The organism is Tepidiphilus thermophilus, from assembly GCF_001418245.1.
GTDB lineage: Bacteria > Pseudomonadota > Gammaproteobacteria > Burkholderiales > Rhodocyclaceae > Tepidiphilus > Tepidiphilus succinatimandens.
Map to the genome: position 1 here is coordinate 81,285 of NZ_LIPU01000003.1, position 21,291 is coordinate 102,575.

Annotated in this window: 20 protein-coding genes; 9 read left to right on the forward strand and 11 right to left on the reverse strand. The window is 63.8% G+C overall.

Annotated elements, in window-relative coordinates:
- Positions 1 to 10: 10 nt before the first annotated feature.
- From ASC37_RS03505 to ASC37_RS03515, 3 genes are read left to right on the forward strand one after another with little or no spacing between them, the layout of a single operon-like run.
- Positions 11 to 700 (forward strand): ABC transporter permease, encoded by a 690-nt coding sequence (locus tag ASC37_RS03505; protein ID WP_055423054.1) that lies wholly within the window; start codon positions 11 to 13, stop codon positions 698 to 700.
- A complete protein-coding gene (locus tag ASC37_RS03510; protein ID WP_055423055.1) occupies positions 697 to 1,395 on the forward strand; it encodes an ABC transporter permease in 699 nt (232 codons plus the stop codon). The genes ASC37_RS03505 and ASC37_RS03510 overlap by 4 nt, the downstream gene beginning before the upstream one ends.
- 44 nt (positions 1,396 to 1,439) lie before the next feature.
- Complete coding sequence (locus ASC37_RS03515) at positions 1,440 to 2,204, forward strand: ABC transporter ATP-binding protein (RefSeq protein ID WP_055423056.1); 765 nt, start codon at positions 1,440 to 1,442, stop codon at positions 2,202 to 2,204.
- 6 nt (positions 2,205 to 2,210) lie between these two features.
- On the opposite strand, the gene yqeC is transcribed toward ASC37_RS03515, so the two are convergent.
- On the reverse strand, positions 2,211 to 2,969 hold the full coding sequence (gene yqeC, locus ASC37_RS03520; RefSeq protein ID WP_055423057.1) for a selenium cofactor biosynthesis protein YqeC: 759 nt from the start codon (positions 2,967 to 2,969) through the stop codon (positions 2,211 to 2,213).
- A 16-nt stretch (positions 2,970 to 2,985) separates the two neighbouring features.
- Positions 2,986 to 3,996, reverse strand: a complete 1,011-nt coding sequence (gene moaA, locus ASC37_RS03525) for a GTP 3',8-cyclase MoaA (RefSeq protein WP_055423058.1) — start codon at positions 3,994 to 3,996, stop codon at positions 2,986 to 2,988.
- Positions 3,997 to 4,051: 55 nt separating this feature from the next.
- Here moaA and moaC point away from each other — a divergent pair, with 55 nt between their 5' ends.
- Positions 4,052 to 4,531: a cyclic pyranopterin monophosphate synthase MoaC gene (gene moaC, locus ASC37_RS03530; RefSeq protein ID WP_055423059.1), complete on the forward strand. Its 480-nt coding sequence runs from the start codon at positions 4,052 to 4,054 to the stop codon at positions 4,529 to 4,531.
- A 32-nt stretch (positions 4,532 to 4,563) separates the two neighbouring features.
- Here moaC and narI read toward each other — a convergent pair whose 3' ends face one another.
- From narI to mobA, 9 genes are all read right to left on the reverse strand, one after another.
- Positions 4,564 to 5,268: a respiratory nitrate reductase subunit gamma gene (narI, locus tag ASC37_RS03535; protein ID WP_055423060.1), complete on the reverse strand. Its 705-nt coding sequence runs from the start codon at positions 5,266 to 5,268 to the stop codon at positions 4,564 to 4,566.
- Between the two features lie 21 nt (positions 5,269 to 5,289).
- The gene (narJ, locus tag ASC37_RS03540) at positions 5,290 to 5,958 is read right to left on the reverse strand and encodes a nitrate reductase molybdenum cofactor assembly chaperone (protein WP_072247912.1); all 669 of its coding nucleotides are present in this window, start codon (positions 5,956 to 5,958) and stop codon (positions 5,290 to 5,292) included.
- Entirely contained in the window at positions 5,955 to 7,475 is a 1,521-nt protein-coding gene (narH, locus tag ASC37_RS03545; RefSeq protein ID WP_055423061.1) for a nitrate reductase subunit beta, read from the reverse strand. Before narH ends, narJ begins: the two co-directional genes overlap by 4 nt.
- A gap of 10 nt (positions 7,476 to 7,485) precedes the next feature.
- Positions 7,486 to 11,217 carry a nitrate reductase subunit alpha gene (locus ASC37_RS03550; protein WP_055423062.1) on the reverse strand — a complete coding sequence of 1,244 codons (3,732 nt, stop codon included), beginning with the start codon at positions 11,215 to 11,217 and terminating at the stop codon, positions 7,486 to 7,488.
- Between the two features lie 23 nt (positions 11,218 to 11,240).
- Entirely contained in the window at positions 11,241 to 12,656 is a 1,416-nt protein-coding gene (locus ASC37_RS03555) for a NarK family nitrate/nitrite MFS transporter (RefSeq protein WP_055423063.1), read from the reverse strand.
- An 18-nt stretch (positions 12,657 to 12,674) separates the two neighbouring features.
- On the reverse strand, positions 12,675 to 13,934 hold the full coding sequence (locus ASC37_RS03560; RefSeq protein WP_055423064.1) for an MFS transporter: 1,260 nt from the start codon (positions 13,932 to 13,934) through the stop codon (positions 12,675 to 12,677).
- 152 nt (positions 13,935 to 14,086) lie between these two features.
- Entirely contained in the window at positions 14,087 to 14,755 is a 669-nt protein-coding gene (locus ASC37_RS03565; RefSeq protein ID WP_055423065.1) for a response regulator, read from the reverse strand.
- Positions 14,752 to 16,677 (reverse strand): type IV pili methyl-accepting chemotaxis transducer N-terminal domain-containing protein, encoded by a 1,926-nt coding sequence (locus ASC37_RS03570; RefSeq protein ID WP_055423066.1) that lies wholly within the window; start codon positions 16,675 to 16,677, stop codon positions 14,752 to 14,754. Before ASC37_RS03570 ends, ASC37_RS03565 begins: the two co-directional genes overlap by 4 nt.
- Before the next feature lie 33 nt (positions 16,678 to 16,710).
- Positions 16,711 to 17,340, reverse strand: coding sequence for a molybdenum cofactor guanylyltransferase MobA (mobA, locus tag ASC37_RS03575; protein ID WP_055423067.1), 630 nt, complete (start codon positions 17,338 to 17,340; stop codon positions 16,711 to 16,713).
- Positions 17,341 to 17,455: 115 nt separating this feature from the next.
- Between mobA and rpmH the strand changes: the two genes are divergently transcribed.
- The 5 genes from rpmH (at position 17,456) to mnmE (ending at position 21,287) form a co-directional block, all read left to right on the forward strand.
- Positions 17,456 to 17,590 (forward strand): 50S ribosomal protein L34, encoded by a 135-nt coding sequence (gene rpmH, locus ASC37_RS03580; protein ID WP_028875239.1) that lies wholly within the window; start codon positions 17,456 to 17,458, stop codon positions 17,588 to 17,590.
- Entirely contained in the window at positions 17,587 to 17,976 is a 390-nt protein-coding gene (rnpA, locus tag ASC37_RS03585) for a ribonuclease P protein component (protein WP_206202258.1), read from the forward strand. The genes rpmH and rnpA overlap by 4 nt, the downstream gene beginning before the upstream one ends.
- On the forward strand, positions 17,961 to 18,170 hold the full coding sequence (gene yidD / locus ASC37_RS03590; RefSeq protein ID WP_055423068.1) for a membrane protein insertion efficiency factor YidD: 210 nt from the start codon (positions 17,961 to 17,963) through the stop codon (positions 18,168 to 18,170). The genes rnpA and yidD overlap by 16 nt, the downstream gene beginning before the upstream one ends.
- A 38-nt stretch (positions 18,171 to 18,208) precedes the next feature.
- Positions 18,209 to 19,849 (forward strand): membrane protein insertase YidC, encoded by a 1,641-nt coding sequence (yidC, locus tag ASC37_RS03595; RefSeq protein WP_055423069.1) that lies wholly within the window; start codon positions 18,209 to 18,211, stop codon positions 19,847 to 19,849.
- A gap of 76 nt (positions 19,850 to 19,925) precedes the next feature.
- Positions 19,926 to 21,287 carry a tRNA uridine-5-carboxymethylaminomethyl(34) synthesis GTPase MnmE gene (mnmE, locus tag ASC37_RS03600; protein WP_055423197.1) on the forward strand — a complete coding sequence of 454 codons (1,362 nt, stop codon included), beginning with the start codon at positions 19,926 to 19,928 and terminating at the stop codon, positions 21,285 to 21,287.
- Positions 21,288 to 21,291 lie beyond the last annotated feature (4 nt).

The window sequence follows — 21,291 nt, forward strand, 5'->3', positions numbered from 1 at the left end:
GAGATGGGCGATGAGCGGCGGCTATTGGCTCACCATCGTCGAAGGCAGCTGGCTGACGCTGCACCTGGCGCTGGGCTCCATGGCGCTGGCCGTGGCGCTGGGGCTCGCGGGGGCGGGAGCGCGGCTCTCGCCGCTGCGCCCGCTTGCCTGGCTCGGTGAAGCCTACGCCACCGTGATCCGCGGCATCCCGGATCTGGTGATGATTCTTTTGGTCTATTTTGGCGGTCAGGATCTCGTCAATCGCGCCGCGGCGCTCGTCGGTCACGAAGACTACATCGACATCGACCCGTTCGCCGCCGGCGTGGCCACCCTGGGATTCATCTTCGGTGCCTATCTGTCGGAGACCTTCCGCGGAGCCTTCCTCTCCATCCCCAAAGGGCAGGTGGAGGCCGGATTCGCCTACGGCATGAGTCGCTGGCAGGTGTTCCGCCGCATCCTGTGGCCGGAGACGGTGCGCCTGTCGATTCCCGGCATCGCCAACAACTGGCTGGTGCTCATCAAGTCCACCGCCCTCGTGTCGGTGCTGGGCCTGCCGGACATGATGTTCCACGCCAAGCAGGCGGGGGACGCCACGCGCCAGCCCTTCACCTATCTGCTGCTCGCCGGGGCGCTCTACCTGGCGATCACTAGCGTGTCGCTGCTCGCACTGCGCGTGATCGAGAAGCGGTTCTCCCTGGGCGTACGGGAAGTGCAGCTGTGATCCTCGATTTTTCCGTCATCTGGGAGAATCTGCCCCAGTTCCTGCACGGCGTGGGCGTCACGCTGCAGCTGCTCTTCGTGTCGCTCGCCGTGGGTTTCGTCTGGGCGGTGCCGCTTGCGCTGATGCGGGTGTCGGGTTCGCCCTGGCTCAACCTGCCCGTCTGGTTCTATACCTACGTGATCCGCGGCACGCCCATGCTCGTGCAGCTCTTCCTGCTCTATTACGGCGTGGCGCAGTTCGAGGCCGTGCGCGCGAGCCTTCTCTGGCCCTGGCTGTCGGACGCCACTTTCTGCGCCTGCCTGGCGTTTGCCATCAACACTTCCGGCTACACCGCGGAGATCATCGCCGGTTGCCTCAAGACCACCCCGCCGGGCGAGATCGAGGCGGCGCGCGCCGCCGGCATGTCCCGCCTGCAGATGTACCGGCGCATCCTCCTGCCTTCGGCGCTGCGCCGGGCGTTGCCGCAGTACAGCAACGAAGTGGTGATGATGCTGCACGCCACCAGCATGGCTTCGCTCGTGACGCTCGCCGACATCACCGGCGTGGCGCGCACGATCAGCGCGCAGTATTTCCTGCCCTTCGAGGCCTACCTCACCGCCGGCGCCTTCTATCTCGTGCTCACGTTCCTGTTGCTGCAGCTCTTCAAGGCCGCCGAGCGCCGCTGGCTCGCCCACCTGCGGCCGCAGCGTCGCTGAGCCATTTTCCTGTCGCCAGACCCGATCCGCAAGGCGAACCATTCATGGTCAAACTCGAAGTCGACGATTTGCACAAGCGCTATGGGGCGCACGAAGTCCTCAAAGGGGTTTCGCTCAAGGCCGACGCCGGCGACGTCATCAGCGTCATCGGCTCGAGCGGTTCGGGCAAGAGCACCCTGCTGCGCTGCATCAACCTGCTCGAGCAGCCCAACGCCGGGCGCATCGTGCTCGACGGCGAAGAATTGCGGCTGGTGCCGGCCAAGGACGGCACCCTGCGCGCGGCCGATCGCAAGCAGCTGCAGCGCATCCGCTCGCGTCTGGCCATGGTCTTCCAGCATTTCAACCTGTGGTCGCACATGACCGCGCTGGAGAACGTGATCGAGGTGCCGGTACACGTGCTGGGCGTGCCAAAAAAGGAGGCGATCGAGCGCGCCGAGCATTACCTCGCCAAGGTCGGCGTGGCGCACCGCAAGAACGCCTATCCCTCGCACATGTCCGGCGGCGAGCAGCAGCGCGTGGCGATCGCCCGGGCGCTGGCAGTGGAGCCAGAGGTGATGCTCTTCGACGAGCCGACCTCGGCGCTCGACCCGGAGCTCGTCGGCGAGGTGCTCAAAGTGATGCGCGACCTCGCGCAGGAGGGCCGCACCATGATCGTGGTCACGCACGAGATGGGCTTTGCGCGCGAGGTGTCCACGCACGTCATGTTCCTGCACCAGGGGCTGGTCGAGGAAGAGGGCAACCCGCGCGAAGTGCTGGCGCACCCGCGCAGCGAGCGGCTGCAGCAGTTCCTTTCGGGGAATTTGAAGTGAGGCGTTTCAGCGCCGCACGACCTCTACGAGGTAGCCCGGCCGCCGTAGGCTCGTGAGCACGAAGCGCTCGAAGCGCGGACAGGCGGTGAGCGTCGCTTCGGCGATCGCGCGGGCGGCGGATAGGAGGCGATCCTCGTCGATCATGTTGAGCACGGGGATGGCGCGTTTTCCCGACGTTCCTTGCAATAGCCCGTTTTCATGCGTGTAGAGCGCGACGAAATCAGGGATTGCCACCGGTTCGCCAAGGGCGCGGCCGGTGAGGGCGGAGACGCGCTCGGGGCGGTGCGCGATCGTCTCGGAGAGGGGTCGTCCCAGCGCCTGGAGCGAGAGGATGAGGAGTACCGTGTCGGTCGCCTCGGGCAGGTTCGGTTCGTGCGGCGCGGGCGCCTTGAGGAGCCGCGAGCGGGCGCCGTCGGCCTTCACCAGCGTGAGATCGAACCTGCCCTCGTGGTGCAGCCGGGCGATGCGCTCGCCGGACACCGCCGCTACCCGCCCCGGCTTGTCCGAGGGCGTGGCGTAGGCGACTTTGCGTGCGCGGCTCGCGCGCACCTTTTCTTCGAGTTCGTCTTCGGGGGCGATGAGGATCTCGGCGCCGAGTTCGGGGCCGAAGTCGGTGATGAAGGTAGTGGTGGTGAGGGCCACGCGTCCCGGGTGGGCGGAGAAAATCTGGTAGAGCGTGGTCTTCTTGCCGCCTGCGCCGACGGCGGCGAGGATGCCGCGCCGGGCGTCCAGCGCCTCGAGGAGTGCGCTCGTGCGTTCTTCCATTGGAGATTCCCCTTCGTCAACCGCCGGTGGCATTCATGTGCCGGAAGAGCACGGGCTTGGCAGTGAGATCGAACTCGTGCCCCTTGGGTTTGATCGCCATCGCGGCCACGATGGCTTCTTTGAGCGGTTCGAGTTCGCCTGGATGGGTGCGCAGGACTCGGCGCAGGTCGACCGAGTGCTCTTGTCCCAGGCATAGCAGGAGCCGCCCTTCGGTGGTGACGCGCACACGGTTGCAGCTGTCGCAGAAATTGTGGCTGTGTGGCGAAATGAATCCGACGAGGGTGCCGGTCTCGGCGATGCGCTCGTAGCGTGCCGGGCCGCCGGTGCGTTCGACGGTGGGCAGCAGCGTGTAACGCTCCGAGATGCGCGCGCGCACTTCGTCGCTGGGCACGCAGCTCGTGCGCCGATCGTGTCCTTCGATCTCGCCGAGCGGCATCTCCTCGATGAAACAGACGGTGAAGTCGCGCTCGGCGGCGAATTCGACCAGATCAAGGATCTCGTCGTCGTTGATGCCGCGCATCGGCACGGCGTTGAGTTTGATCGCTTCGAACCCGGCACGCCGGGCGGCTTCGATCCCTTCGAGCACCTTGTCGAGGCTGCCCACGCGCGAGATGGCGCGGAAGCGCTCGGGGCGCAGGCTGTCGAGACTCACGTTGATGCGGCGCACCCCGGCCTCGCGCAGCGCGGCGGCGTGGCGGGCGAGCTGCGAGCCGTTGGTCGTGAGCGTGAGTTCCTTCAGGCCGGGGAGTTTTCCCAGTTCGGCGAAGAGCGATAGCACGTTTTGCCGCACCAGGGGCTCGCCCCCGGTGATGCGCAGTTTCGTCACGCCCAATTCGACGAAGGCGCGGCCGATCAGCGCCATCTCTTCCAGAGTGAGGATGCGCGCCTTGGGCAGGAACGTCATCTGCTCATTCATGCAGTAGACGCAGCGAAAATCGCAGCGGTCCGTCACCGACAAGCGCACGTAGGTGACGTGTCGACCGAAGCGGTCGATCAGGGGCGGGTTTGCCGGGGCTCGGGTGTCCATCGCGGCGGCTCCTGTATCATCGTGGGGTCACGAACATCGCGTTATGGGAGTTGGAATGGCCGATTTGCCGCACCTCACCGCCACCGGCGCCGCCCACATGGTGGACGTCGGGGAGAAGGAGAAGACGCATCGGGTCGCGATCGCCGAAGGATACCTCGAAATGTCGCCGGCGGCACTCACGGCGCTCGTCGAGGGCAACCTGAAGAAGGGTGACGCCCTGGCGGCGGCGCGCATCGCCGGGATCATGGCGGCGAAACGCACTTGGGAACTGGTGCCGCTGTGCCACCCCGTGGCGCTCACGCACCTGGAGGTGGAGGTGGAGCCGGTACCGGATCGCGTAGCGGTGCGCTGCCGCGCCCGGGCCGAGACGCGCGAGCGCACCGGCGTGGAAATGGAAGCGCTCACGGCAGTGCAGGTGGCGCTCCTCACGGTCTACGACATGTGCAAGGCGATCGACAAGGGAATGCGCATCACCGACGTCGGCTTGGTGCACAAAAGCGGCGGACGCTCGGGGACGTGGCAGCGGCAGGGGTGAGCGAGGCGAAAACCGCCTCGCATAGGAAATGCTCACTGCGTTTCCTCTCGACCGAGGCGGCGGGTGCGCACGATCTGGTAGGGGCGGACGAGGTAGGCGACGGAGCCAAATCCGCTCCAGATGTGTACGAGGCGGGAGAAGGGGAAGAGCAGGAACAGCGTCATGCCGCAGAAAAGGTGAAGCTTGAACACGAATGGGGCTTCGGCGATTGCCGCAGCGGCCCCGGGACGAAAGGTGACGATGCGCTGTGCCCAGTCGGAAAGCGCCAGCATCACACTGCCGTCGGAATGCCCGGCCGAGACGTAGATGCTCGTGAGCCCCAGCGAGAGCGTCAAGAGGATCCAGAAGAGGATGACGAAGTCCATCGTCTTGCTGTTGGCGCGGATGCGCGGCTCGGTCAGGCGCCGATGGATCAGAAGAAGTAACCCGATCATGCACATCGTCCCGGCGATTCCTCCAGAGACCATCGCCAGCAGCTGCTTGTGCGCTGGCTCGAGGAAGGGTTCATAGACCCAATGGGGTGTGAGCAGACCGACGAGGTGGCCGAGAAAGAGAAAGAGGATGCCGAGGTGGAAGAGGTTGCTGCCCCAGCGCAATTGACCGCGTTTGAGCAGCTGCGAGGAGTCGCTCTTCCACGTGTATTGGGCATAATCGAAGCGCACGAGGCTTCCGAACAGGAAGATTGCCGAGGCGATATAAGGATAAGTGCCGAACAGGAATTGGTGTAGAGAGCTCATGGTCTTCTCCTTGAGGAGCGATCAGCAACCGGCGGGGGGACGAGGGGAAGGCGATTGCCAGCTGGAAGGGGCACCGCAGAGTGCCGCACCGGCTCGTGGGCCGAAGGCGGGGGTTTCGGCCCATGCGGCATCGAGCGCTTCGGGAGTGTCGTCGGGCGAGGTCGCTTCCATTTCTTCCTCCGGCGCCTCCAAGCCCGCGGCGGCCAGGAGCGCAGCGAATACATTGGTATAGTAACTTCGGCGACGCGCAAGTGCGGCGTGGATCATGACCAGCACGTGGGCAGTTTCCCCCAAGAGCTTGGCGGCTTCTCGAGGTTTGCACAGCGAGAGGTATTCGAGCAGCACCGGCAGGTAGTCCGGCAGTTCCCGGGCAGAGAGCTCGAGCCCTTTACTGGCATAGATCTGTTTGAGTTCGACCATCGCCTGACCTCGATCCCGGGATTCGCCGTGGATGTGCTCGAAGAGGTGCAGCGACAATGCCCGGCTGCGATCGAAAAGCTCGACATAGTGTTCCTGCAGGGCCATCAGATCGCTGCCTTGCAGTTGGCCGAGGAAGGCAAGGAGCCGCGCCCGCTCGGCAGATGGCACGATCGCTTCGCTCTCTATCGTCTCGGCGAGTTCGGGCAGTGCCTCGAGGAGCGCTTCATCGGGGTAATCGAGCAGGGCGGCGAGTGCGCGATAGGTTTTCATTTGCTGATCTCCTTGAGAGGAATCACCCGTTTTTTCCCGCCGAAGAGGCTCGGTTTGTCGGGACCGCCGCTACAGCCGTCGCCGAAGCTGAATCCGCACGAAGCGCGCAGATCGTAGGCATCCTCGGCGTATTCGCGGTGCGTGGTGGGGATCACGAAACGGTCTTCGTAATTCGCGATGGCAAGGATGCGGTACATCTCCTGTACCTGGGGTTCGGTGAGCGTGACACGCTCCAGCAGCGCGGCATCGGCCTTGCCCTCGACCGTCTTGCCCCGCATGTAGGCACGCATGGCGAGCAGGCGCTCGAGTGCGCGCTGCACGGGGGCGACATCGCCGGCGGTGAGCAGGTTGGCGAGATAGCGCAACGGGATGCGCAGCCGCGACACGTCTGGCAGCAGGCCATCGTCCGGCAGCAGGCCGCTGTTGGCGGCCGACTGGATGGGAGACAGCGGCGGTACGTACCACACCATCGGTAGCGTGCGGTATTCGGGATGCAGGGGGAGTGCTACTTGCCATTGCACGGCCATCTTATAGACGGGCGAAGCTTGGGCGGCGCGGATCCAGTCGTCGGGGATCCCGTCGGCGCGGGACTGTTCGATCACCTTGGGGTCGAAGGGATCGAGGAAGACACCGAGCTGCGCTGGATAGAGATCCTTTTCGGCGGAACTAGCGGCCTCCTTGATCCGGTCGGCGTCGTAGAGCAGCACGCCCAGATAGCGGATGCGGCCGACGCAGGTCTCGGAGCACACCGTCGGCTGGCCTGATTCGATACGCGGATAGCAGAAAATGCATTTCTCCGCCTTGCTCGTCTGCCAGTTGAAATAGATCTTCTTGTACGGACAGCCGGAGATGCACATGCGCCAGCCGCGGCACTTGTTCTGGTCGATGAGGACGATCCCGTCTTCCTCACGCTTGTAGATGGAGCCGGAGGGGCAGGAGGCAACGCAGGTAGGATTGAGGCAGTGTTCGCATAGGCGCGGCAAATACATCATGAAGGTGTTTTCGAACTGCCCGTAGATTTCTTTCTGGACCGCAGCGAAATTCCGGTCGCGAGCGCGGATGCTGAATTCACCGCCGAGCAATTCTTCCCAGTTCGGCCCTCCCTTGATCTTCTCCATGCGCTGGCCGGTAAGTAGCGAGCGCGGTCGGGCCACGGGTGAGGTCTGCGACAGGGGTGCCTGTTGCAAGTGCTCGTAATCGAAGGTGAAAGGTTCGTAGTAGTCGTCGATCTCCGGCAGGTTGGGGTTGGCGAACAGTGATGCGAGCACACGCAGGCGCCCACCGATGCGTGGCGTAAGTGTGCCGTCCTCGGCGAGCTTCCAGCCGCCTTGCCATTTGTCCTGGTTCTCCCATTCCTTGGGATAACCGACGCCGGGCTTGGTCTCGACGTTGTTGAACCAGGCATATTCGACACCGGGCCTCGAGGTCCAGACGTTCTTGCACGTGACGGAACAGGTATGGCAACCGATGCATTTGTCTAGGTTGAGCACCATCCCGATCTGAGCTCTGACTTTCATGGAGATCTCCTTAGGCGGTTTCGTCGGCAAGGGGCCGGTCGAGCCAATCCACCTTGGCCATCTTGCGCACGATGATGAACTCGTCCCGGTTAGAGCCCACGGTGCCGTAGTAGTTGAAGCCGTAGCTTTGCTGGGCGTAGCCACCGATCATGTGGGTGGGCTTGGGGCACACCCGAGTCACCGAGTTGTGGATGCCGCCCCGCAGGCCGGTCACTTCCGAACCCGGGGTGTTCACGATCTTCTCCTGGGCGTGGTACATGAGGACCATGCCCTGCGGCACCCGCTGGGACACCACCGCCCGGGCGGTGAGCGCCCCGTTCAAGTTGTAGGCCTCGATCCAGTCGTTGTCCTCGATGCCGGCCCTGCGGGCGTCGGCCTCCGAGATCCACACGATGGGGCCGCCCCGAGACAGGGTCAGCATCAGCAGGTTGTCGGTGTAGGTAGAGTGGATGCCCCACTTCTGGTGGGGCGTGATGAAGTTGAGCACCACCTCGGGATGGCCATTGCCCCGCTTGCCCAGGAGCTCGCGCACCGTCTTGGTGTCGATGGGCGGCTTGTAAGCGACCAGCGCCTCGCCGAAAGCCCGCATCCACGGATGGTCCTGGTAGAGCTGCTGGCGCCCGGTGAGGGTGCGCCAGGGAATCAGCTCGTGCACGTTGGTATAGCCGGCGTTGTAAGACACGTGCTCGCTCTCCAGGCCGGACCAAGTGGGCGAGGAGATGATCTTGCGCGGCTGGGCCTGGATGTCGCGGAACCGGATCTTGTCCTCCTCCCTGCCGCGAGCCAGATGGGTGTGGTTGCGTCCGGTGATCTTGGACAGGGCCTCCCAGGCCTTCACCGCCACTTCCCCGTTGGTTTCGGGGGCGAGGTACAGGATCACCTCCGCCGCGTCGATGTCGCTCTCGATCCGGGGCAGCCCCTTGGACACCCCCTCCTCGGCCACCGTGGAGTTGAGCTCCGCCAGCCCTTTCACCTCCTGCTCGGTGTTCCAGCCGATGCCCTTGCCGCCGTTGCCTAACCTGGCCATGAGGGGCCCCAGGGCGGTGAATTTCTTGTAGGTATTGGGATAGTCCCGCTCCACCACCGTCATTTGCGGCCCGGTCTTCCCCGGGATCAGGTCCGCCTCGCCCTTCTTCCAATCCTTGACCTCCAAGGGCTGGGCCAGCTCCGCTGGCGTGTCGTGCAGGAGCGGCGTAAGCACCAGGTCCTTTTCCACCTCCAGGTGCCCCACCGCCAGCTCGGAGAACCTGCGGGCGATGCCCTTGTAGATCTCCCAGTCGCTGCGGGCCTGCCACGCCGGGTCCACCGCTGCCGACAGGGGATGGATGAAGGGGTGCATGTCTGAAGTGTTGAGGTCGTTCTTCTCGTACCAGGTGGCGGTGGGCAGCACGATGTCGGAATACAGGCAGGTGGTGGACATGCGGAAGTCCAGGGTCACCAACAGGTCCAGCTTGCCTTCGGGCGCCTGGTCGTGCCACACCACTTCCTGCGGCTTTTCCTCGTCCATCTGGCCCAGATCCTTGCCCTGCACCCCGTGCTGGGTACCCAGCAAATGCTTGAGGAAGTACTCGTGCCCCTTGCCCGAAGAGCCCAGGAGGTTGGAGCGCCAGACGAAGAGGTTCCTCGGGAAGTTCACCGGATTGTCCGGGTCCTCGCAGGAAAGCTTGAGGCTGCCTTCTTTAAGGGCCTTCACCGCGTAATCCTTGGGATCCATCCCCGCTGCCGCAGCAGCCTTGGTGACCTCCAGCGGATTCGCTGCAAGCTGTGGAGCGGAGGGCAGCCAGCCCATGCGCTCGGCCCGCACGTTGAAATCGATGAGGCTGCCGCGGTATTGCTCCGGGCTGGCGAGGGGCGACAGGATCTCGGACACCTTGAGCTTCTCGTAGCGCCACTGGTCGGTGTGGGCGTAGAAGAAGGACGTGGAGTTCATGTGTCGCGGCGGCCGGTTCCAATCGAGGGCGAACGCCAGCGCGGTCCAACCGGTCTGGGGCCGCAGCTTCTCCTGGCCCACGTAGTGGGCCCAGCCGCCCCCCGACTGTCCGACGCAGCCGCAGAACACCAGCATGTTGATGACCGCTCGGTAATTCATGTCCATGTGGTACCAGTGGTTCATGGCCGCGCCGATGATGATCATGGACTTGCCCCGGGTCTTGTTGGCGTTGTCGGCGAACTCCCGGGCCACCTGGATCACCCGGTCGCGAGGGATGCCGGTGATCCGCTCCTGCCATGCCGGCGTGTAGGGCACGTCGTCGTCGTAGGAGGTCGCCACATTTGCGCCGCCGAGGCCCCGGTCCAGGCCGTAGTTGGCCATCATGAGATCGTAGACCGTGGCCACCAGCGCCTCGCCGTCGGCCAGCTCAACCCGCTTCGCCGGGAGATTGCGCAGCAGCACCTCGTCGTTCGGGTTATGAGGGAAGTGCTCGTGGGGACGCCCGCCGAAGTAGGGGAACGCCACCGGCACCACCGCATCATGCCACCCCAGCAGCGTGAGCCGGGCGCTGATATCGTTGCCGGTGCGGGCGTCCTTCTGCTCTAGGTTCCACTTGCCCGACTCGCCCCAGCGGAAGCCGATGCTGCCGAGGGGGACTGCCAGCTCGCCGCTCGATTCGTCGAACGCCACCGTTTTCCATTCCGGGTTGTTCTCCTGCCCCAGCTTGCCGGCGAAGTCGGAAGCCCGCACCAGCCGGTCCGCCACGTAGCTCTCCCCCTTCTTCTTGAGCAGCACCAGGAACGGCAGGTCGGTATAGCGCCGGGCGTAGTCGCGGAAATACTCGCTCTTGCCCGAAAGATGGAACTCTTTGAGGATCACGTGTCCCATGGCCAGCGCCAAGGCGGCATCGGTACCTTGTTTTGCCGGCAGCCATAGGTCACAGAGTTTGGCCACTTCCGAATAATCGGGAGTGATGGCCACGGTCTTCGCTCCCTTGTAACGGACCTCGGTGAAGAAGTGGGCATCGGGAGTGCGTGTTTGTGGCACGTTCGAGCCCCAGGCGATGAGGTAGCTCGAGTTGTACCAATCTGCCGATTCCGGTACGTCGGTCTGCTCTCCCCAGGTCTGAGGACTGGAGGGGGGGAGGTCGCAGTACCAATCGTAGAAACTCAGGCACACCCCGCCGATGAGCGACAAATAACGGCTGCCGGCGGCGTAGGAGACCATGGACATGGCCGGGATCGGCGAAAAACCAGCGACGCGATCGGGGCCGTATTTCTTGATCGTATAGATGTTGGCCGCGGCGATGATCTCGTTCACTTCGTCCCAGGTGGCCCGCACGAATCCGCCGAGACCGCGCACCGACTTGAAGGCCCGCGACTTGACCGGGTCCTCGACGATGCTCGCCCAGGCCTCCACGGGACCAAGCTTCTCCCGCGCCTCGCGCCACAGCCTCATGAGCCGCCCGCGCACCATGGGATACTTCAGCCGGTTGCCGCTATAGAGATACCACGAATAGCTCGCCCCGCGGGGACAGCCGCGCGGTTCGTGGTTGGGCATGTCCGGCCGTGTGCGCGGATAGTCGGTCTGCTGGGTCTCCCAGGTGACGATGCCGCCTTTCACGTAAATTTTCCAACTGCACGAACCGGTGCAATTGACCCCATGGGTCGAGCGCACGATCTTGTCGTGCTGCCAACGCATGCGGTAGGCGTCTTCCCACGCCCGGTCTTCCTCCCGCACCTGGCCATGACCGTCGGCGAAGACAGGGCGCTCTTGGGTGAAATATTTCAGTCGATCGAGAAAATGGCTCATGAGGTTTCTCCGAAAAATGGCAATCAGCAGGGAATCTCGGCATTCTTGCGCGAATAGAACCGCCAGGTCACGGCGATGCAGGTTAGGTAGAAGAGGATGAAGAGCCACAGCGCGGCCTCGGCTCCGCCGGTGAGGTCGATGGAGGTACCATAGGATTTTGGGATAAAGAAGGCACCATAGGCGGCCACCGCTGAAGTGAAGCCGAGCACTGCCGCCGCTTCCTTGCTCGCGTTTCGCATTGCCTGTGCCTTGGCTTGCTCTCCTTGGCCGGCGCTCCAGCGTTCGTGCAGGGTACGGAAGATCACTGGAATCATGCGGAATGTGGAACCGTTGCCAATGCCGGAAGTGAAGAAGAGCAGCATGAACATGGTGAAGAATCCGGCGAAACTGCCTTCGGTCGGTCCCCAGGGCAGGGCGAAAGCATTGGCCGAGCCTTTGGGCAGGAAGACGAGCACACCGAGCCCAGCGATGGTCATGATAATGAAATTCCAGAAGGTGACGCGGGCACCGCCGACCTTATCGGCGATCCAGCCGCCCAGCGGACGGCTCAGGGCGCCCACCAGCGGGCCGAGATAGGCATATTGCAGAGGGTCGACACCGGGGAACTGCGTCTTGATGAGCATGGGGAATCCGGCCGAATAGCCGATGAAGGAGCCAAAGGTGCCCAGATAGAGCCAACACATCAGCCAGTTGTGCTTGCGGCGGAAGATCACAGCTTGTTCGGCGAAGGAAGCTCTGGCCGAGGCGATGTCGTTCATGCCGAACCAGGCCGCGATCACCGTGGCGAGGATGAAGGGCACCCAGATGAAGCCTGCGTTCTGTAGCCAGATGAGTTTCGTCTCATCCCCTTTGACCCAGGTTTGCGGCCCGCCGCCGAGCGCTCCGAACACGGCGGTAGTGATGACGAGCGGCACGACGAACTGAGCCACTGACACGCCGAGATTTCCCAAGCCGGCGTTGAGCCCGAGCGCCGTACCCTGCAGCGACTTGGGGAAGAAGAAGCTGATGTTGGCCATGCTGGAGGCGAAGTTGCCGCCGCCGAAGCCGCACAGCAGCGCAATCACCAAGAAGGTCACGTAGGAGGTGGAAGGATCCTGTACGGCAATGCCCATCCACAGCGCCGGAATCGCCAGCGAGGCGGTCGACAGCGCCGTCCACAGACCCCCGCCGAAGATGGGGACCATGAAGGAGTAAAAGATGCGCAACGTTGCACCGGAAATCCCGGGCACCGAAGCGAGCCAGAAGAGCTGGTTGGTGGTGAAGTGAAAACCGATGTGCGGCAGATTTACGATCACCACGCTCCATACCATCCAGATGGCGAAGGCGAGTAACAGGGCCGGAATGGAGATGCACAGGTTGCGGATCGCAATGCGTCTGCCCTGCCGTTGCCAGAACACCGGGTCTTCCGGGTTCCAGTTGGTCAATACGCGCGAAGTCATGGGAGTCTCCTGAAAGGCTCAGCGGGAGGAAGGGGTTGGTGTGAAGGAAGATTCGCTACGCCGACGAGGGACGATCTCGGTCCAATACATCCAAACGAGCGACACGAGCGTGATGCCCCACAGCAACATGAAGATGCTCGAGCGCAAGCCGGTAAGGTCGACCAGCACCCCGAAGAGGATCGGCAGCAGGAATCCACCCAATCCGCCGATGAGGCCAACAATGCCGGAGATGACGCCGATGTTTTCGGGATATTGGTCGGAGATGTATTTGAAGACCGAGGCCTTGCCGATGCCCCAAGCAAAGCCAAGCACGATGAGCAGCATCGTGAAAACCCACGGATTGAGCCCGATGTGCAGCGTCAGTGGCCCTTTCACCGTCTGCACCGTCATCTCCGTCTGAGGGTAGGACATGAAAAAAAGGCACACCCAGGAGATGAGAAGCACCCACCAGGTGACGGGGTGAGCACCGTAACGGTCGGAGAGCCAGCCGCCGAGCGCACGGATGACGCCGGCCGGAAGCACGAAGGTGGAAGCCAGCAGTGCGGCGGTACGGATGTCGAACCCATATTCATTGATGTAATACTTTGTCAGCCACAGACTGAGGCCGACATAGCCACCAAAGACGATGGAATAATACTGGCACAGTTTCCAGACGGTCGGATCCTTGAGGGCACGCAGCTGGTCGCGGAAGGTGATGCTCGATTGAACCCGGTGAGAAGGATCGGTGTAGGTGAAACACCAGAAGAGGATGGCGGTGACGAGCATCGCAACCGCGTATACCTTGGGCACGGACTGCCAACCGTAGGCGACGACCAGCGAGGGGGCGACGAACTTCGTGAGCGCAGCGCCGGAGTTGCCCGCCCCGAAAATGCCCATCGCCAAACCCTGCCGGCTCTTGTCGAACCAGCGCGCCACGTAAGCGATGCCGACCGAGAAGGAACCGCCGGCCAAGCCCATGAACAACCCCAGTACGAGGTACTGCCACAGCTCGGTCGCTTGGCTGATCAGGTAGATCGGGATTACCGTGACGAGCATGAGCACCATGAAGACGGGGCGGCCACCGTACTTATCTGTGAGCATCCCCAGGGGCAGCCGGATCAGTGAGCCGGTGAGCACGGGGGTGGCGGTGAGCAAGCCAAATTCGGTTTCGTTGAGCCCCAGCGTCTCCTTGATGGGAATCCCGATGATTGAGAACATCACCCAGACGGCAAAGCAGATCGTGAAAGCGAAGGTACTCGCGCTCAGGACCGAGATCTGCTTGTAGGTTTGCGATGCCATGATCTGCCTCCGTGGTGGAAATCGCCGTTCCGAAAGGAAAAGACGATCATGCAAGCGACGAAGGCAGTGTAGGGTGCGGCGCTCGGCTCTTCCATTCCACGGAAGGTGAAAGAGGGCGAGGCAAAAGGAGGATAAGGGATACGCCGAAAGGACTAGGCTCGGTCTTTGGCCGCCAGACCCTGTTCGACGGCGTAGACGGCAGCTTGAACCCGGCTGGACAAATTCAGCTTGCGTAAAATGTGCTGCACGTGGATCTTGACGGTGCTCTCGGCGAGATCAAGGGCTCGGGCGATCTCTTTGTTGCTCGCTCCACGGGCAAGAAAGGCGAGAATCTCGCGTTCGCGCGGACTGAGTTTTTCGTGTTCCGCCTGCGGTGCGGTCGTTCTGGCCGTGGTGTACCGGATGCCTTCGACGAGCTTGCCGGTCATTTGCGGTGACATCACGGCTTCGCCACGCACCGCACGTCGGATGCCGTCGATGAGCTGGTCTATTTCGATGTTTTTGAGCAGATAGCCCTTGGCCCCCGACTTGAGGCAGTCCATCAGGTCGGACGATTCCTCCGAGACTGTCAATATGACGATCGGCAAAGATGGATGCTCCTCGAGCAGCAAAGCGAGGGTGTCGCGCCCACTCAGGCCAGGAAGGTTCAGGTCTAGCAGCACGAGGTCGGGCTGGAGCTGAGCGCAGCGCTTGATGCCTTCGAGTCCGTCGGCTGCTTCGCCGACAACCTCGATGTCAGGCTGACGGGAAAGAAGCGCCTTGACGCCGCTGCGAAAAAGCGCGTGGTCGTCGATGAGCAAGACGCCGATCTTTTTCGTCATGCAGCCTCCTTTTGAAGTAACGGCAGCAACAGCCGTACGCAGGTTCCTTCAGACGGTGTCGAGAGGATGTCCAGCGTGGCACCGATGCGATGCGCTCGCTCGCGCATGATCTTCAGCCCGACGTGGCCCTCACCATCTTCCAGCCTTCGGGGATCGATGCCGCAACCATCGTCGCGAACCTCGATGCGGTACGTTTCGCCGCGCTGGATCTCCACGGTGACTTCATTGGCAGCGGCGTGCTTGCGTACATTGGACAACGCTTCTTGCACGATGTGCAGGACCTGCAGCTGCTGCTCGGCGGTGAGCGGCATGCCCGCGCCGGAAATCCGCAGATTGGTGTGGATCCCTGTCTGACCCTCGAATTTTTCGAGGGCCGAGCGCACCGTTTCCTCGAATTCACTGGCACCAGGGCGAAGGCGGAAATGGACGAGGAGCTCACGCACGTCGTCATAGCTCTCCTGGATGCCTTCGCGGATCTGGGCCAGCTCGGTGAGCGCCTGTTCTCGCTCGCCGCTCTCGATTGATCGGCGCAACATTTGGGCCTGCAAGTTAAGGAAGGCGAGCGATTGGGCAATCGAATCGTGCAGTTCTTGGGCGAGGAGATTGCGTTCCTCGGACACAGCGAGTTCGCGTTCGCGCGAGACGAGCTGGCGGTTTTCGATGGCGATTCCCAGATGCTGCACTAATGTTTCGAGCAGGCGCCGTTCTTGGGGCGAGAGTTCGCTTGCTTCGCGGAAATAGAGATTGAAGAGCCCCAGCCGCTGTTTTTGCACCGCGATGGGTAGTATCCATACGGAACGATAACCAGCGGCCTCACAGGCATAGGGGAGTTCGCCCTGGGCCGGAAAAGTCTGGACGAGCGTTTGCCCCGTCCAGGCGCTGGCGCCGCATAGGCATTCCCCTTGTGCGAGACAGCGTTCCTTGGCAACGAACCCCGGCTGCAGTCCTTCATGTACGAACAGGTGGATTTGCTGCGTCTGAGGGTCGATCATTCGTATCGAAGCAGCGTCGGCCCCCATGGCGGGCAGGACAGCCTGCAGAAAACCGCGGCATAGGGTCTCGATGTTACTGGGTTCCTCGAGAAAGGAAGAGACGCCGTAGAGCAGGGTCAGTTCGCGGGTCCTTTTTTCTAGATGCCTCGTCTTTTCCTCGACGCGCTGCTCCAGCGTGGCATAAAGATCTTGCAAGTGGGCGGCCATGCGGTTGAAACCGCGGGCGAGATCGCCGAATTCATCCTCGCTCTCCACCGGTACTCGGGCGGAAAAATCTTCCTTCTCCATGCGCTGCACCCCTTCTTGCAGGCTGAGCACGGGGCGGACGACGAGCAGAATGATGAGATAGACGAGCGCGACGCTCCCTCCGATCGCCAGGCCCAGGAGCCCCAGTTGCAGGCTACCGAGCAGTGCCGTGTTGCGGGAACTCGCCTGCTCAATATCGGTGACGAGCGCATCGATGCGTCCGACGAATCCGTCGAGCGCACGGCGCAAGCGCGGCAGGTAGTGGAGCCTCTGGTCGGCAGGGATAGTAAGGAGTGATTCGAAGGCGGGACGGATTTCCCCCGACCAGGCGGTTTGGATGTCTGCCAACTGCCGTCGGATGGTGGGTCGTGGCGGTACGAACAGCGGCCGGCTCTGATCGCCGACTTCGAGACGACTCAGAACTTCTTCGAATCGGGCGATCTCTTCCCTGATCTGGTCGCTGAGATTCTCGCCATTGCCTTCGCCGGGTTCGCGCTGGGTTAGTAGAAAGGCAATGCGGTATGAACGCATGCGTTCGCTGCCCAAGTCGTTGATCGCCGCGGCGCTACCTTGGAGCTGCCAGGAAACGTACAAAGTGAATGCGTTGGCCAGCGCGACGAGCAAGGAGAAGGCAATGAAGATGGCCGGGAGGCGGAAACTGAGCCTATGAAAAAACGGCGGCATGGAGAGTGGGCCTGAGGGGGTCGTGTCGGCTCACTATAGCAAAGGGCGAGGAAACGAGACAAGGCGCGCTTCCAGCGCACGCCGTTCTTCCTCGGTATTCACGTTGACGAAGGCTTCGGCTTCGTCGGAAAAATCGGCGATGGCCAAGCGTTGCGCCTTGAGCCAGGCTTCGACCTTGCGCTCGCCCGCGCGCAGGCGGCGTTCGAGCTCGGCGCGCGCCGTGATCGGTACGAGTGCGAAGACAGGCTGCAGCCGCCCCGCGGCTTGGGCGACGGCCACGTCGGCCTCGGCGGTGCAGCGCGCCTGCCACAGCCGAGCGACGAGGTCGGACGGCAGCAAGGGGCAATCGCAGGGGACGACGACCACCCAGTCGGTGCGGGCGGTGGCGAGTCCCGCGGCGATGCCGGCGAGCGGCCCGGCGAACCCGCCTTCGAGGTCCGGAATTACCGGCACGCCGTAGGCGGCGTAACGCTCGTGGTGACGGTTGGCGTTGATGAGAATTGCCCCGGTCTGCGGCCGCAGCCGCTCGAGCACGTACTCGACGAGTGGTCGCCCGTGCAGTTCGACCAGTCCTTTGTCGACGCCACCCAAGCGCGTGCCGCGGCCGCCGGCGAGGATGAGGCCGGTGAGGGGAGGGAGAGCGGGTAAGGGTGGAGTGGGCATAGGGGAGAAAGGTGCAGGATGCTCGCAGTGTAACCGATTCGCCTTCTGTGATTTTTCTTGACATGTCCTCCGCTTGTCTGTTAAATAACGAGATTTTCCCGTTCGAGGTGATCCCATGAAACGCACCTATCAACCCTCCAAGATCCGCCGCAAGCGTACCCATGGTTTCCTCGTGCGTATGCGCACCCGCGGCGGCCGCTCTGTGATCCGGGCGCGTCGGGCCAAGGGCCGTCATCGCCTGGCCGTTTGAGCGGCGAGATCCTGTCCGAGGCGGGGGCGCGCTTTCGTCGCGCCGACCGCCTGCTGCAGCCGTCCGAGTTCTCGCGCGTCTTCACGGCGCGGCGGGTGATCCGCGGGCGGTTTTTTGCCGTTCACTGGAATCCCAACGAGCTGGGTCGCCCGCGCCTGGGGCTGGTGGTGGCGAAGAAACTTGTGCGGCGCGCGCATCAGCGCAATCTCGTCAAGCGCATCGCGCGCGAGACCTTTCGCCTCGAGAAGGGGCGGCTGCCGGCCTGCGACCTGGTGGTGCGGCTGAGCGCGCCGATCGTCGCGGTCACCCGCCGGATGCTGCGCGAGGATCTCCTTTCCTGCTTTGATCGGCTCGTGCGGGAGGCAGGGAAATGCGCCGCCTCCTGATGGCGCTCATTCGCGGTTATCAGCTGGCGATCAGCCCCTGGCTGGGGCGCAACTGCCGTTTCCATCCCACCTGCTCGCAGTATACGCTGGAGGCGATCGAGCGCCACGGGGCCCTGAAGGGCCTGTGGCTGGGGCTGCGACGGGTGTTGCGCTGCCATCCCTTTCATCCCGGCGGGCACGACCCTGTGCCATAATTCGCCGATTCTTTTGCCCGTTTTCCCAGGATGGTTCCATGGAACAACGCCGCCTGATCCCGTTGTTGGTGTTTCTGTTCTCGCTGGTGATGCTGTGGGAGGCCTGGTTGCGTCACAACCAGCCGGTGCCGCAGCCGCAGGCCGAGCGAGCCGTCGCAACGCAGCAAGGGGCCGGTCTGGGCGAGGTGCCACAGTCGCAGCGGGCCGCCGTCGCTCCGGCTTCCGGGGCGCTCGAAGAGGCGCAGGCGCGGCGCATGGTGGTCGAGACCGACCGCTTCACCGCGGAGATCTCGGAGCGTGGCGGCGACATCGTCTTCCTCGCGTTCAAGGACTACGCCGCGCGCGAAGACCGCAGCAAACCCTTCGTGCTCTTCGACGATGGCCGTGCCGGCCACGTCTATCGCGTGCAGTCGGGGCTGATCGGCGCGGGCCTGCCGAACCATCGTTCGCAATGGCAGCTGCCGGCCGAGGCCGTGCGGCTTGCGCCAGGGCAGGACGTGCTGGAGGTTCGGCTCACGGCCCAGGCGGACAATGGAGCGCTCGTGACCAAAGTGCTGCGCTTCAAGCGCGGTGAATATCTGGTCGAGGTGCGCCACGAGGTTGCCAACGCGGGCACGGAACCGATCGAAGCGTCGACCTATTATCAATTCCTGCGCGATGGTTTGCCGGCCGAGGAGCACTCGCTCTTCGGGGTTCGCACGTTCACCGGTCCGGCAGTCTATACCGCCGAGAGCAAGTACAAGAAGATCAATTTCGAGGACGTGCTCAAGGGCAAGGCGGAGTTTCCGCGGCTCGCGCAGGATGGCTGGATCGCCATGGTGCAGCATTACTTCGTCGCGGCCTGGTTGCCGCAGGAGGGGGTGCAGCGCGAGTTCTATGTCCGGCCGGTGGAGGGAGGATTGTTCCAGATGGGGGTGATCCTGCCGCTGGGGGCGGTGGCGCCGGGAGAGGCGAAGGAAGGATCCGTCCGTCTCTATGCAGGGCCGCAGACGCAGAGCGTGCTGGGTTCGCTCGCACCGGGGTTCGACCTGGTGGTCGATTACGGTTGGCTCACGGTGATCGCCGCGCCGCTTTTCTGGGTGCTGTCCTGGCTCCATAAGCTCACGGGGAACTGGGGCTGGGCGATCGTGCTGGTGACCGTGCTGCTCAAGGCGATCTTCTTCCCCTTGTCGGCGGCGAGCTACCGTTCGATGGCCAAGATGCGCGCGCTCACCCCGCGCTTGCAGCGCCTCAAGGAGCTCTACGGCGACGACAAGGCGCGCATGCAGCAGGAGATGATGCGCATCTACCAGGAGGAGAAGGTCAATCCGCTGGGCGGCTGCCTGCCGATCCTGGTGCAGATCCCGGTCTTCATCGCGCTCTACTGGGTGCTGCTCAACAGCGTGGAGATGCGCCAGGCGCCGTGGATCCTGTGGATCCAGGATCTGTCGATGCGTGATCCCTACTTCGTGCTGCCCATCCTCATGGGTGCGTCGATGCTGGTGCAGATGAAGCTCAATCCACAGCCGGTCGATCCGATGCAGGCGAAGCTGATGCTCGCCATGCCCATCGTGTTCACGGTGATGTTCCTGTGGTTCCCCTCCGGTCTGGTGCTCTACTGGCTCACGAACAACGTGCTGTCGATCGCCCAGCAGTGGTGGATCACGCGCCAGATGGAGCCGGCCAAGGCAGGAAAGTGAAGGGTCTGGCGAAAGATCGGTTGCGCCAGCGGATCGTAGCGCTACCTGGTACTGGAGGGTGGGTGGCGTGAGCGGGGTGCAGAAAGGGGAGGCGCCGCGCGAGGTGATCGCGGCGATTGCCACTGCGCCGGGGCGCGGCGGCATCGGCGTGGTGCGGGTCTCGGGACCGTCGCTCGCAGCATTCGTCGAGGCGCTGCTCGGGCGGGTGCCGGCGCCGCGGATGGCCACGTTCGCACGCTTTCACGACGCCCATGGGGCGGTGATCGACGAGGGGCTGGCGCTCTTCTTCCCTGCGCCGCATTCGTTTACCGGCGAAGACGTGCTGGAGCTGCACGGGCACGGCGGGCCTGTGGTGCTGCAGCTTCTGCTCGAGCGCTGCCTCGGGCTGGGCGCGCGGCTCGCCCGTCCCGGCGAGTTTACCGAGCGCGCCTTTCTTTCCGGCAAGATCGACCTGGCACAGGCGGAGGCCGTGGCCGATCTGATCGACGCCTCCACCCGAGCGGCGGCCCGAGGGGCGGCGCGTTCGCTCACGGGGGAATTTTCCCGCGCGGTGCGCGCGCTGCAGGAGCGCCTGATCGAGGCGCGCATGTGGGTCGAGGCGTCGCTCGATTTTCCCGAAGAGGATCTGGAGCTCATCGCCGCCGCGCGTATCCGCGAGAAGGTGGGTGAGACCTTGTCCTCCCTCGATCGGCTGCTGGAAAATGCGCGTCAGGGGGCGTTGCTGCGCCGGGGTCTGCACGTGGTGATCGCCGGGGCGCCCAATGTCGGCAAGTCGAGCCTGCTCAACGCCTTGATGGGGGAAGAGCGGGCGATCGTCACCGACATCGCCGGTACCACCCGCGACGTGTTGCGCGAGGCGATCCAGATCGAAGGCATTCCGCTCTACGTGATCGATACGGCGGGGCTGCGAGCCACCGACGATCCGGTGGAGCGCATCGGCGTGGCGCGTACGCGCGAGGCGATTTCCCAGGCCGATGCGGTGCTGGCGCTGCGCGCGCTCGATCGCCCCGAGGCGGCCCCGCTCAAGGAGGTATTGGCGCTCGCGCCACCCGAGGTGCCGGTGATCGAAGTGGTCAACAAGATCGACTTGACGGGCGAGGCGCCGCGACGCGAGGCGGGGGAGGACGGACGCATTCGCGAACGCGTGTGGCTGTCGGCGCGCACCGGCGAGGGGCTGGAGCTGCTGCGGGCGGCGCTGCTGGAGGTGGCCGGCTGGCACGCCCACGGTGAAGACGTGGTGCTCGCGCGCGAACGCCATCTGGAGGCGCTGCGCGAGGCGCGCCGGGCGCTGGAGGCGGCACTGGAGACGGGCGAGGCGCTGGAGCTTTTGGCCGAAGAGCTGCGCGCCGCACACCGGGCGCTCGGCAGAATCCTTGGAGAATATGACATAGAGGATTTGCTCGGCGAGATCTTCAGCCGCTTCTGCATCGGCAAATGAGAAT

What these genes read in the sequence shown, in the direction of transcription:
- ASC37_RS03505 (WP_055423054.1), top strand. Translation starts at nt 11, where the DNA reads ATGAGCGGCGGCTATTGGCTCACCATCGTCGAAGGCAGCTGGCTGACG.
- ASC37_RS03515 (WP_055423056.1), top strand. Translation starts at nt 1,440, where the DNA reads ATGGTCAAACTCGAAGTCGACGATTTGCACAAGCGCTATGGGGCGCAC.
- yqeC (WP_055423057.1), bottom strand. Translation starts at nt 2,969, where the DNA reads ATGGAAGAACGCACGAGCGCACTCCTCGAGGCGCTGGACGCCCGGCGC.
- moaA (WP_055423058.1), bottom strand. Translation starts at nt 3,996, where the DNA reads ATGGACACCCGAGCCCCGGCAAACCCGCCCCTGATCGACCGCTTCGGT.
- moaC (WP_055423059.1), top strand. Translation starts at nt 4,052, where the DNA reads ATGGCCGATTTGCCGCACCTCACCGCCACCGGCGCCGCCCACATGGTG.
- narI (WP_055423060.1), bottom strand. Translation starts at nt 5,268, where the DNA reads ATGAGCTCTCTACACCAATTCCTGTTCGGCACTTATCCTTATATCGCC.
- narJ (WP_072247912.1), bottom strand. Translation starts at nt 5,958, where the DNA reads ATGAAAACCTATCGCGCACTCGCCGCCCTGCTCGATTACCCCGATGAA.
- narH (WP_055423061.1), bottom strand. Translation starts at nt 7,475, where the DNA reads ATGAAAGTCAGAGCTCAGATCGGGATGGTGCTCAACCTAGACAAATGC.
- ASC37_RS03550 (WP_055423062.1), bottom strand. Translation starts at nt 11,217, where the DNA reads ATGAGCCATTTTCTCGATCGACTGAAATATTTCACCCAAGAGCGCCCT.
- ASC37_RS03555 (WP_055423063.1), bottom strand. Translation starts at nt 12,656, where the DNA reads ATGACTTCGCGCGTATTGACCAACTGGAACCCGGAAGACCCGGTGTTC.
- ASC37_RS03560 (WP_055423064.1), bottom strand. Translation starts at nt 13,934, where the DNA reads ATGGCATCGCAAACCTACAAGCAGATCTCGGTCCTGAGCGCGAGTACC.
- ASC37_RS03565 (WP_055423065.1), bottom strand. Translation starts at nt 14,755, where the DNA reads ATGACGAAAAAGATCGGCGTCTTGCTCATCGACGACCACGCGCTTTTT.
- ASC37_RS03570 (WP_055423066.1), bottom strand. Translation starts at nt 16,677, where the DNA reads ATGCCGCCGTTTTTTCATAGGCTCAGTTTCCGCCTCCCGGCCATCTTC.
- mobA (WP_055423067.1), bottom strand. Translation starts at nt 17,340, where the DNA reads ATGCCCACTCCACCCTTACCCGCTCTCCCTCCCCTCACCGGCCTCATC.
- rpmH (WP_028875239.1), top strand. Translation starts at nt 17,456, where the DNA reads ATGAAACGCACCTATCAACCCTCCAAGATCCGCCGCAAGCGTACCCAT.
- yidD (WP_055423068.1), top strand. Translation starts at nt 17,961, where the DNA reads ATGCGCCGCCTCCTGATGGCGCTCATTCGCGGTTATCAGCTGGCGATC.
- yidC (WP_055423069.1), top strand. Translation starts at nt 18,209, where the DNA reads ATGGAACAACGCCGCCTGATCCCGTTGTTGGTGTTTCTGTTCTCGCTG.